This is a genomic window from Enterococcus spodopteracolus (genome assembly GCF_030441955.1).
Lineage (GTDB): Bacteria > Bacillota > Bacilli > Lactobacillales > Enterococcaceae > Enterococcus_B > Enterococcus_B spodopteracolus.
In genome coordinates this window covers 85,548-97,466 of sequence record NZ_JARJHD010000006.1, presented here as the reverse complement: position 1 = coordinate 97,466, position 11,919 = coordinate 85,548, and the positions used below count along the sequence as shown (strand labels likewise).

Sequence of the window (11,919 nt, the reverse complement as noted above, 5' to 3'; positions counted from 1 at the left end):
TGAAGGGGACATCTTCGAATAATGTTTGTGCAATTCTAGTGGGCATAAGACGACTAGTATCATAGCTGCTTATTTGCATAGATTTTTCTTATTTTTAGCATGACCATAAATTTGTTATCATAAACTTATCTGTGTTTGTAAAAATCATGATAAAAAGTTAAAAGGGAGCATCTAATGATTTTAGAAAATAAGCAAGCAAAAAGCAAAGAATTTATATGATTCTGGAAGAATAGTTGAACTAGAATTTGGAACATTTAAGGGGTTATGCGAAATCCATGACTATTTATTTTCTGAAATCTATGATTTTGCTGGCGAAATCCGCTCGGTAAATATTGCAAAGGGAAATTTTCGTTTTGTGCTGGTGATATGTTTGGCCTTTTCTCTAAAACATATTGACCAAATACCACAGTCTACTTTTGATGAAATCATCAAAAAATATGTAGAGATGAATATCGCGCATCCTTTTCGTGAAGGTAACGGGAGAAGTACTAGAATTTGGTTAGATTTTGTTTTGAAATCAGAGATATAGAAAGTGATTGACTGGAATTTGATTGATAAGTCTGATTATTTATCTGCAATGGAACGAAGGCCGATCAATGACTTAGAAATCAGCTATTTGATATCTAACACGTTGACTGATAAGATTTCCGATTGTGAACTTTATATGAAGGGAATCGATGTGAGTTATTTTTATGAAGGTTATTCTGAATATATCATTGATGACCTATAACAGAAGAAAAAATGTTTATGAATAAACAAAGTACGCCTGATTTTGACTGAAACAGCAAAATCAGGCGTTTTTTTTATTTACGGAACCATTTTTTTAAGCCATTCAAAGGTTTAGAATGTTGATCAACGGGCGCATTATCGATGATCAATAACGTGATCATTACGTAAGCAATCCAGCTATCTCTTGAATAGAGTGTATAGCGAGATTTCCAGTTGGTGGCGTATTTATCTTTATATTCTCTCAATCCTTGAAAAGAATAGAAATGAGAGCCAAACTCATAGACTAAATAAGCAATTCGTTCTTGAATGAAACTTTTCCTTGAAGTCCCGACATTAGACAGGGGAGCCATACCTAAATTGAACCATTGGATCTTTTCCTCCTTCATATATTCAAAGAGGTGGATGAACAAATAGTCCATGCTGCCAGAAGGGGCAGTCTCTGGATCATAGCGCATCAAATCAATCGTTCCGATCTTATCATTCGTATAAGTCGGCATGATCGAAGCAAAAGCGACCAGTTCATCCTGTTCGTTTTTGACGACTGCAATCGGTGCTCGCTGCAAATAATCTTCTGAGAAGAAACCTAATGAGAAGCCTTTTTCTTTGCGACTACCTAACCAACGATCAGAAATTTTTTTAAGCTCAGCCATTTGTTGGGATGAAAATGGGGGCTGAAGTACCTCAAACGTGAATCCTTCTCGTTCAATGCGGTTTAATATTGCACGTGTACCTTTCATTTTTTTCCCAGAAGTCGTGAAGTCGACTAATGAAACATGGCCTTCTTCTCCCATTTTGATAAAGTCATAGCCAAATTCATGAAGGATCATAACCAGTTCTTCGCTCGTTTCATAAAAGACTGGCAAGTAGCATAAGCGATCTGTTTCTGCGATAAACGCTTCGATCGCTTCTGGAAAATCTTCTTTTTTGCCTGAGGGATCGCCCATCACTACACATTTATTGTTATAACTAGCAAATTGTAACAAGACGGTTGCTTCCCCGTCTTTTTCATAGGTAAACATCCGTTTATCTTTCAAAAATATCAGTTGACTATCTGAATTACCGCCGTAAGTTTCTAAAATCGTAGTAGCGACCGCTTCATCTAACTCTTGTCCAACTTGTGTTTTTTTACCTTGGAGATAGTGGACAAATAAAATCATGATAAAGGCTACTGCTAAAATTGCTAGAAAACCAGACAACCAAATTTTTTCTGATGGAAATAGAAAAAATGAAATAAACCGATGATTACGATGTGGAAAAGTGGGCATATTATAAACACCGATCACGATATATAAAACGGTCAATGCACCTATGATCAACCCATCGATCGTCAACCATTCCCAAGAGTAGATAAATTGATCTCTGAACAATTCATTACGTGAAGCGATCACGATACCTAATAGCAACAGTAAGAAAATAATGCCAGTAGTGCTTAGATCATTCAGCCCAACATAAATTAATGAAATAAGGATCAAAAAAATGGTTGGCCAGTAGACACGCTTGACTCTGGCTGCGATGCCTCGTCCCATAATAACAAACAAGAAGCCTAACAATATGCTTGGAAATTGCATAATAAAATGCATCTTTATAGGATTGATATGATGCAACCAACGAAACTCAGTAAATGCTTGCGGGATCGTTGCTGAAAGAACCAACATGATGCCAGAAAAATACATTAAGATCACCAGGATCTTCCGGGCAATCTGGGTCGCTAATTGCTTTGGAATACCAGAGTATCGTTGGTCGATCGATACACCGACATTTTTAAAGAAGAAAACTAATCCAATGAAAAATGGAATAAAGTAATAGAAGATCCGATAAAGCAAGATCCAGATCACAACGGTTTCTTTGGGGATACCTAGAGCTGATAAACCAAAGATCATCATCACATCAAAACTACCGATTTCTCCTGGGATCATCGAGATGATCCCGATAACTGAAGCAGCGATAAATAGAGGGATTGTCTGCCATAGATCGATGGGGATCTCCATCAAATAACCGACTGCAAGAAAGGTTCCTAAGACACCCGTCCATTCCAATAAGGAAACGAGTAACAATTGACCTTGGGATTTAATTGAAAGACCACCAACATAGCCTTCTTTTTTGATCGTGGTAAAAATAAAAACGATGGGGAAATACAAACCACCGGCAATCAACCAAATCCAATACTGTTTAAGAAACGGAGCGACGGGGGTAAAGAAGACCATAAAAAACGATAATAAACTATACAGAGATAAACCCGCCATCAAAAATAAAAATACTTTAGATAAAGCTTGCATGACTTGTTTGCCATCTTTTTTTTGACCGTAGAGTTCGGATCGTAAACCGATACTGACAAAGCCACCAAATCCAGCAATGTTATTAATGGTATTGATCATCCAACTTGTTTCAAATAAATACAATGGCTTTTGTTTTTGATTTAGTAACTTGTTGAAAATCAAATCATATCCGATCATGGGTAGAATGGAAATCAACCCAATCAAAAACATGACACCAATTTTCCAAAGTGGGATCGTCGAAAATGTTTGAGCTAATTGGTCCGCAGATAACAAAGTACTGATTGTCATCAATTCACGAATAATAATCACTAATACGGAAATCAAAAAAATCGTTTTGATAAGTCTCAAGTGGCTTTTGAACCACTGAATGATTGGCTTGAACAAAAAATCACCTACTATTTTCAAATTTATTTTGTCAAGAAGTCTAAAACTTCTTGATTGAAGCGTTCTGGGTTTTGGCGGGCTAATTGGTGTCCTTGTCCTGTGACAAGAACAAATGAAGCATTAGGAATCGTTTTCGCTAAATAAAGCGAATGTTTCAGTTTGATGACATCTTTTTTACCGACGATGATCAGTGTTGGGCAATTGATTTTTTCTAAATGTTCTGTCGTGAGACCAATATCATGAAGCAATAAATCGATGACCAATAAATGCTGACGTAAATGTGGCTGGAACAGTGCGCGCAACCAAACAAAGAAATAGTGAAAAGCACTGAGTAGTCGTGAGGACCAGAGAACACCATTCAACCGTGTATTACCCGAATTTAAAATCAAGCGATTGACCCTATCTGGATAATTACTTGAAAAAACTAAGGCAAGATTGGCTCCATCACTAAATCCCAAGATATTCGCTTGTGAGATTTGTTCCAGTAGCATGATTGTCAATAAATCATCTGCCATCAAACGAAAATTCAATGTTCCTGCTTGATTTGTCGATTGTCCATGCCCACGACTATCGATGAGATAGATCGTAAAGTATTGTTCTAAAACGGGCACTTGTTCTGAAAAGAAATCACCGCTCCCGTCATTTCCATGAAGTAGCAAGAGGGGAAATCCATGTCCACTTTTTTCATAATAGATGTCAGTACCATCTGCCATTTTTGCAAATTTCTTTTCTCTTTTCACCTTTATCACCTACTATTTGGATTATAACGCTCTTTATCTATTTTATAAATCGAAACTCTATAAAACGAACGATCATTTTCGTAAGGTGAAAGCGAAAATGAAACATTCATTTTTTATTAAATTAAATAAGAAAAAACAGAGAAAAAATAGCCAAGAATGAAAAGAAATAGTAAGATAAAAAAAGATGTCAAATAGCTAGGTGGGTTTGGATGAAGGAAAAAAGAAAATCAATCTTCCGTATGATCGTAAGTCTATTTGTCTTCACGATTCTGGCAACGATTCTTTTTCTATTCGGTAGAACATATCAATCGATCAAGCGTGTAGAAAATTATCAGCCAGAGATTTCGTCAGCATTAAAAAAGTATCAAATGCAAGAACATGAGAATCTAGTGAAGGCAATCATACTTACTGAATCAAGAGGAAATGGTGTCGATTTGATGCAAAGTTCGGAAAGTGCCTATGGACAGATGGGGGCGATCACGACACAAGAAGGAAGTATTGACCAAGGAGTCAAATACCTCTCAGAGATGATAGCTGAGGCGGAAGCATTAGGTTGCGATCTGGCGACAGCGATCCAAGCGTACAATTTTGGTAAAGACTATATTGCTTACGTCAACGAAAGAGGCGGGAAGAACACGGTCGGTTTAGCCGAAGAGTATTCTAGGGATGTGTTGAGTCCGCTTTTAGGCAATGACAACAAAAAAACCTATCGCTATTGGCGAATCCAGTCATTATTGTATAATGGTGGGTATTTATACCATAATGGTGGTAATATGTTTTATGCAGATGTAGTGAAGATGAACCAACAGTTTCTTGAATGGTATGAAAATATTTTTTAAGCCTGTTGGATCGAACCAACTGCAAATCAAAGCAAGACGAATAATGAATACAATAATGAATACAATGAATGGAAAGAAGGAGTGCTTGGACGAGTGGAAGAAAATCAAAAAGTAATGGAGAAAAGAGAGAATACAACGAAAGATTGGGGATTAAGATTTTTCAAAGGAATGTTTATTGGCTCAGGATTTATCTTGCCGGGAGTGAGCGGAGGAGCTTTAGCAGCAGTATTTGGAATGTATGAGCGGCTGATTTCTTTCTTAGCACATATCACTAGAAACTTTAAAGAAAACGTCTTATTCTTTTTACCAGTCGGCTTAGGCGGTGTCACTGGCGTATTCTTGCTGTCTTTTTTAGTCAGTTTTTTACTGGGAGCCTACGAAACAACGATTTTGTGGTTCTTTGTGGGATGTATTGCTGGAACGGTGCCCGCTTTATGGAAAGAGTCAGGGAAAAAAGGCCGAAACAATACAGATCTCATTATTATGGTTGTGACATTTATTTTAGGATATCTTTTCTTGTTATATGGTGCCCGTTTATTTGATGGACAAGTAGAACAAAATGTCTATACCTGGATGATGGCAGGAGGTTTGATTGGTCTCGGAATGATCGTTCCCGGACTAAGTCCATCGAATTTTTTAGTTTACATGGGACTGTATAAAGCGATGGCTGATGGATTTAAAGAAGTGAGTTTAGAAGTGATCGTTCCTATTGCAATCGGCGGAATCGTGTGTGTACTAGGTCTTTCCAAGGTAATGGACTTTATTTTCTCCAAAGCTTATAGCAAATTATTCCATTTTATTCTAGGCATTGTTTTTGCATCTACGATCATGATCATTCCTACAAATTATAGTGGACTTGGCATTTTAGGTATCTTGGCATGTCCAGTGTTATTCATTGCTGGTGCTGCACTAGGCTGGTGGATGAGCCGTTTAGAAGAGCAGTATAAGTAAAAGAAGCACAAGAAGAAAAGTAACGTGATCGTTGTATTCAAATACCCAAGTTCTTGATAGATGGAAGAAACGATTCTCTTCTGTGATTTTTCTAGGTGAAGTATATGGCGAGATAGAAAAATAGAAAACAGATCCGCTGTTTTTTGATTTTTCTATCTTTTTTAAAATAAAAAAAACGAGTTGTTTTTAATCGTAGAAACAGCTAGACTAATTGAAGTGATTATTTTTGAAAGTTGGCGTGATATGGAAATGAAAGAATTAAAGGGACTTACAGAAAATGAAGTGAGTCAAAGACGTGCCTCTGGTCAACAGAATGATTACCAAGAGGATGCTACAAAAAGTACGAAACAAATTTTCAGCGATAATATTTTAACATTATTCAATTTTTTGAACTTAGGAATAGGACTCTGTTTATTACTAGTTGGAGCTTATTCAAACATGGCTTACTTAGCCATTATTTTTGTAAATATCACTATGGGGATCTATCAGGAAATCCATGCGCGTAATCTTGTGCGCCGATTATCAATCGTCTCACAGGCTGAGGTAACCGTCATTCGTGATGGGAAAGAACAGATGATCGCAACGAAAGAACTAGTTTTAGGCGATCTTGTAAAAATCGGTGCGGGTGAACAGATTCCCTCAGACTTGCAAGTGATCAGTGGTCGGGTAGAGGCAAATGAAGCTTTACTGACCGGTGAATCTGATTTGATCGTCAAAGAGTCAGGAGCAGAATTACTTTCAGGTAGTTACCTTACGAGTGGCTCTGTCTTTGCTACAGTTATCCGTGTTGGGGCAGATAATTATGCTGTCCGCTTGACCAACGAAGCAAAAACACACAAGGACATTCATTCGGAACTTGTGGAATCGATCCGCAAAGTGTCTAAGTTTACCAGTTTTGTGATCATTCCTTTAGGGATCATTTTATTCTTAGAAGCTTTGTTCATTCGAAATGCGTCGATCCAATTATCAGTCGTTGCTTCTGCGGCGGCCTTACTGGGAATGTTACCAAAAGGATTAGTGTTATTGATCAGTATTGCTTTGACGACTGGTGTAACTAAACTAGCGAAGAAACGAATCTTAGTCCAAGATATGTATTCTATCGAAACACTGGCACATGTAGATACATTATGTCTTGATAAAACAGGGACGATCACCGAAGGAAAAATGAGCATCCAACGAGTCGAACCCTTAAATAAAACCTATGAAAAAATGATTCCAACCATTATGGGAACATATTTAGCTGAAAGTAGCGATAATAATGTCACAATGCGTGCTTTGAGAGAGTATTTCGAGATTTCTAATCGCTACGATGTCGGAGAAAAATTAGCCTTTTCATCTGACCGCAAATGGGGCGCAATGGAATTTCCTGAACTAGGTGTAGTCTATGTTGGGGCTCCGGAACGCTTAGTGGCAGACGATCAGTTGCCGGAAAGTTTAGTGGAAGCCCAGGCCAATGGTTTTCGTGTATTGATGTTAGGACTTGCTCCCAATCAAACGTTGTCTTCAGGCAATCCTCAAGGGGTTGAACCGATTGCTTTGTTTGAAATTGATGATCCTATCCGTAAAAACGCGCAAGAAACCTTAGCTTATCTGCACGAAGAAGGGGTAGACTTGAAAGTGATTTCTGGAGACAATCCTTTTACGGTGTCAAATATTGCGCGACGTGCTGGTTTGCCCAACTATCAATCGTATGTTGATCTATCTGATTTGACAGAAGAAGCAGAAGTCAGAAAAGCTGCGCATCAATATACAGTTTTTGGGCGAGTGAGTCCGCAACAAAAGAAACTCTTAGTCAACGAACTGAAAGCAAGTGGACGAACAGTTGCAATGACTGGAGATGGGGTAAACGATGTATTGGCTTTACGTGAAGCCGATTGTAGTATTGCGATGGCAGAAGGAGACGGAGCAACACGACAAATTGCTAATCTTGTCTTGTTAGATTCTGATTTTACGACATTGCCCGAAGTATTGTTTGAGGGACGCCGAGTCGTGAATAACGTAACGAAAGTTTCAGGTATTTTCTTTATTAAAACAATCTATTCATTTATCTTATCGATTTTATGTGCAGTGACGGCTATCGGATTCCCATTTATCCCGATCCAGATCACGTTGATCGACCTTGCTATCGAAGGGTATCCATCTTTCTTCTTATCATTTGAGAATGATAAACGAAAAGTCGATTATCGCTATCTGCCTACTGCGCTAGTTAGTGCATTACCTAATGCATTGCTTGTTGCTTTCAATACTGTGGCGATCTACCTGATCGGTCATAGCCAAGGTTGGACATCTGGTGAAACAACGACATTGATGTATTATTTATTGATTGGGATCAGCTGTCTGGCAGTGATCAAAGCCTGCTTGCCATTCAATCCATTACGGATTTTCTTAGTAGTCACCACAGTGGTCGGTATTTATGTTGCTGCGATGCTTTTCCATCATATATTAGAAGTCAATCTTGGGTTAGGAAATACTTGGCCATATTTTGTTGGCTTTATGGTTTTGAATGTATTATTACGTTTAGGATATTGGAAATTAGGCATACAAAACAAATTATTGAATAAAGTAAATGCAAATAAAACTCCCCATACTCAAGTGGAAGAAAATGTCATATAATCCAGTATCTATCACTTGAAAAAGTATAGGATTATGGTACAATGAAACATGTATAATTGTGTCCTTTAAAATCGCACTGATTTTCGTTAGTGCGATTTTTTACCGGTTATTCTCCTGAAATGTCTTGTCGATGAGTATGAGATATCAACTAATGCAGGGGGTGAGAATATGGCTCAAAGGATCCCTCAAGAGACCATTGAGACGATTCGTAATCAAGCGAATATCGTTGAGGTGATTGGGCAATACGTCCAGTTGAAAAAATCTGGGAAGAATTATTTAGGTCTCTGCCCTTTCCATGAAGAACGTACTCCTTCATTCTCGGTTGCGGAAGATAAGCAGATTTTCCATTGCTTTGGTTGTGGAAAAGGTGGGAATGTCTTTACGTTTCTTCAAGAATTGGAAGGTCTGTCTTTTCCAGAAGCAGTGGTCAAGGTCGCTGATTTAGAACAGATCCAACTCGAAGATCAGTGGCGACAACAAACGCTGACTACTCAAACCGGAGATTCAGCTACTGGTAAATTGATTGCGGCTCATGAAAAAGCAGTAGAAGTTTATCATCACATGTTGTTGCACACAAAAGTAGGTGAGCCAGCGTTAAATTATTTACTCGAACGTGGTCTGACCACCGAGTTGATTGAAGAGTTCAAGATCGGTTTTTCGCCAAATGAGCGATCATTTTTACAACAAGTGTTCCAAAACGAAGACTATTCTGAGGAAGTATTCAAGCAGTCCGGCTTATTTGTTACACATGATGATGGACGGATGTCGGATCGTTTTTATCAACGGATCATGTTTCCTCTTCGTAATGGTCAAGGTCGGACGATCGGGTTTTCTGGTCGTTACTTGGCTGGTGAACACGATACAAAAGATCAACCAAAATATTTGAACAGTCCTGAAACAGATTTGTTCAACAAAAGACAAGTTTTATTCAACTTAGACAAAGCACGTAGTGAGATCCGCAAGTCGGGGGAAATCTTACTATTCGAAGGATTTATGGATGTTATCGCTGCATGGCAAGCGGGTGTCAAGACTGGTTTAGCCTCCATGGGAACAAGTCTGACGACTCAACAGATCCAACAGATGGAAAAACTGACAAAAGAATTAGTATTTTGTTATGATGGCGACCGTGCGGGTGTAGAAGCTACGAACCGAGGCATCGAACTACTGCGTCAAAATAGTCGAATGCAATTATCTGTCGTAGCGATCCCAGAAAAACTCGATCCAGATGAGTACTTGAGAAAGTATGGGGAAGAGGCTTTTCAAGAATTAGTTTTACACGGACGAGAAACCATTTTTGCTTTTAAATCGCGTTATTTGAAGCAAGAAAAAAATCTGGAAAATGAAAAAGATAAAATTGAATATCTTGAAGCGGTACTAAGTGAATTGAGTAAAGTTGTTTCGCCAATCGAACAAGACATGTATCTAACACAGTTATCAGCAGAATTTCAGCTGAGTCGAGAAACGATGCAAAAACAAATACGTGATCTGCGCCGAAAGAATCAACCAACCAAGCAAGAACTCGTTCAACCAACGACAGAGCAGGTGTCCGTAAAATCCGGAACGATCAGACAAAAACGCCCACTATCTCAGGTTGAAAAAGCAGAACAAATGCTATTGTATCGAGCGTTCAAAGAGCTTGCCGTGCGTAATCTACTCAAGGAACAAGGCGTTCAATTTATTCACGATACTTATGCAGAAATCTATTTTTTATTTGATGCGTTTGTATCTCAAAATGGAGAATTCAAACTTGCGGAGTTTTTAGACTTTTTGCAAGATGAAAATTTAAGGCGGATAGTGGTCGAGATCGAATACATGCGAATGGCTGAAGAAAGTACGCCACGTGAGATCCAAGACTTACTGAGAGTGATCAGTAAATCGGGCTTAGCTGAAGAAATCATAATAAAAAAACAGATGCAGCAAGAAGCACGACGTACCGGGAACAAACAGTTAGAATTGGAATTGACGATTGAGATCATCAATTTAACGAAACAGTTAAAACAAGCCGAATAGCTACTTAAAGGGGGCCTTCTTTTATGGCAAATGGAACAGATGTTAAAAAATATGAAGCAGCAGTGGCAGCGTTCATTAAAGAAAATAAACCAAAAGGGCAAGTGATTTATGATGATCTATCAAATAAACTTGCGACACCATTCACTTTAAATGCAGATGAAATGGATAAGTTGATCCAAAAAGTAGAGGACGCAGGTATCAGCGTCGTTGACGAAAATGGTGAACCATCGATCCATAGTCTGAAAAGTGCTGAGAAAAAAGCAGAACAAGCTAAAACAGAAGATCTTTCTGCACCGACAGGTGTCAAAATCAATGATCCTGTTCGGATGTACCTCAAAGAAATTGGCCGCGTCTCCCTTTTAACTGCAGAAGAAGAAGTAGCATTAGCATTGAAGATCGAAGAAGGTGACCAAGAAGCGAAACAACGCTTAGCTGAAGCTAACCTTCGTTTAGTTGTAAGTATTGCCAAAAGATATGTGGGGCGTGGGATGCAATTTTTAGATTTGATCCAAGAAGGAAATATGGGATTGATGAAAGCTGTTGAAAAATTTGACTACCGTAAAGGGTTCAAATTTTCTACCTACGCAACTTGGTGGATCCGTCAAGCGATCACACGTGCGATTGCTGACCAAGCCCGCACGATTCGTATTCCAGTGCATATGGTGGAAACCATCAATAAATTGATCCGTATCCAACGTCAATTACTACAAGACTTAGGAAGAGAACCAACGCCTGAAGAAATCGGTGCTGAAATGGATCTTCCTACAGAAAAAGTACGCGAAATTTTAAAAATCGCTCAAGAACCTGTCTCATTAGAAACACCAATCGGTGAAGAAGATGATTCACATTTAGGTGATTTTATAGAGGACCAAGAAGCAACTAGTCCTGCGGAACATGCAGCGTATGAATTATTGAAAGAACAATTAGAAGATGTCTTAGATACTTTGACAGATCGTGAAGAAAATGTTTTACGTTTGCGTTTTGGCTTAGATGATGGCCGTACACGTACGTTGGAAGAAGTAGGTAAAGTCTTCGGCGTGACTCGTGAACGTATTCGGCAAATCGAAGCAAAAGCATTAAGAAAACTTCGCCACCCATCACGCTCAAAACAATTGAAAGATTTCTTGGAATAATCAAGAAATAATTTTTTAAACAATAAAACAGATCATTTTTCTTGAATGATAGAAAACCCTCAAAGTAGGAGATCTCTCCAGCTATTGAGGGTTTGTTTTTTATCAAACAATTCAACTAGCTTTCAACAAAGGGCTGTTTAAACAAAGTAGTTCGTTACGGTCGTTATTTATTTTTTACTGAAGGACTTATTTGTTTTTTTATAAAATCCTTAGGATATCCTATTGGCGTGTGGATTAGATTATG

Annotated in this window: 7 protein-coding genes and 1 pseudogene; 6 read left to right on the top strand and 2 right to left on the bottom strand. The window is 38.3% G+C overall.

Annotated elements, in window-relative coordinates; all coding sequences use genetic code 11:
* The first annotated feature begins 187 nt into the window (after window positions 1-187).
* Window positions 188-730: pseudogene (fic, locus tag P3R27_RS09150) on the top strand (protein adenylyltransferase Fic).
* Between the two features lie 73 nt (window positions 731-803).
* Here the strand turns inward: fic and mprF are convergent.
* Both mprF and P3R27_RS09140 read right to left on the bottom strand, forming a co-directional pair.
* Window positions 804-3,389 carry a bifunctional lysylphosphatidylglycerol flippase/synthetase MprF gene (mprF, locus tag P3R27_RS09145; RefSeq protein ID WP_034688046.1) on the bottom strand — a complete coding sequence of 862 codons (2,586 nt, stop codon included), beginning with the start codon at window positions 3,387-3,389 and terminating at the stop codon, window positions 804-806.
* Window positions 3,390-3,412: 23 nt separating this feature from the next.
* Window positions 3,413-4,129, bottom strand: coding sequence for an alpha/beta fold hydrolase (locus tag P3R27_RS09140; protein WP_034688044.1), 717 nt, complete (start codon window positions 4,127-4,129; stop codon window positions 3,413-3,415).
* Between the two features lie 209 nt (window positions 4,130-4,338).
* Between P3R27_RS09140 and P3R27_RS09135 the strand changes: the two genes are divergently transcribed.
* The 5 genes from P3R27_RS09135 (at window position 4,339) to rpoD (ending at window position 11,675) form a co-directional block, all read left to right on the top strand.
* The gene (locus P3R27_RS09135; protein WP_034688042.1) at window positions 4,339-4,968 is read left to right on the top strand and encodes a lysozyme family protein; all 630 of its coding nucleotides are present in this window, start codon (window positions 4,339-4,341) and stop codon (window positions 4,966-4,968) included.
* Between the two features lie 114 nt (window positions 4,969-5,082).
* Complete coding sequence (locus P3R27_RS09130; protein ID WP_404830926.1) at window positions 5,083-5,919, top strand: DUF368 domain-containing protein; 837 nt, start codon at window positions 5,083-5,085, stop codon at window positions 5,917-5,919.
* A gap of 243 nt (window positions 5,920-6,162) precedes the next feature.
* On the top strand, window positions 6,163-8,532 hold the full coding sequence (locus P3R27_RS09125) for a cation-translocating P-type ATPase (RefSeq protein ID WP_200868956.1): 2,370 nt from the start codon (window positions 6,163-6,165) through the stop codon (window positions 8,530-8,532).
* 168 nt (window positions 8,533-8,700) lie between these two features.
* Window positions 8,701-10,542 (top strand): DNA primase, encoded by a 1,842-nt coding sequence (gene dnaG, locus P3R27_RS09120; protein WP_301356701.1) that lies wholly within the window; start codon window positions 8,701-8,703, stop codon window positions 10,540-10,542.
* Between the two features lie 23 nt (window positions 10,543-10,565).
* On the top strand, window positions 10,566-11,675 hold the full coding sequence (gene rpoD, locus P3R27_RS09115; RefSeq protein ID WP_010735787.1) for an RNA polymerase sigma factor RpoD: 1,110 nt from the start codon (window positions 10,566-10,568) through the stop codon (window positions 11,673-11,675).
* Window positions 11,676-11,919: the final 244 nt, after the last annotated feature.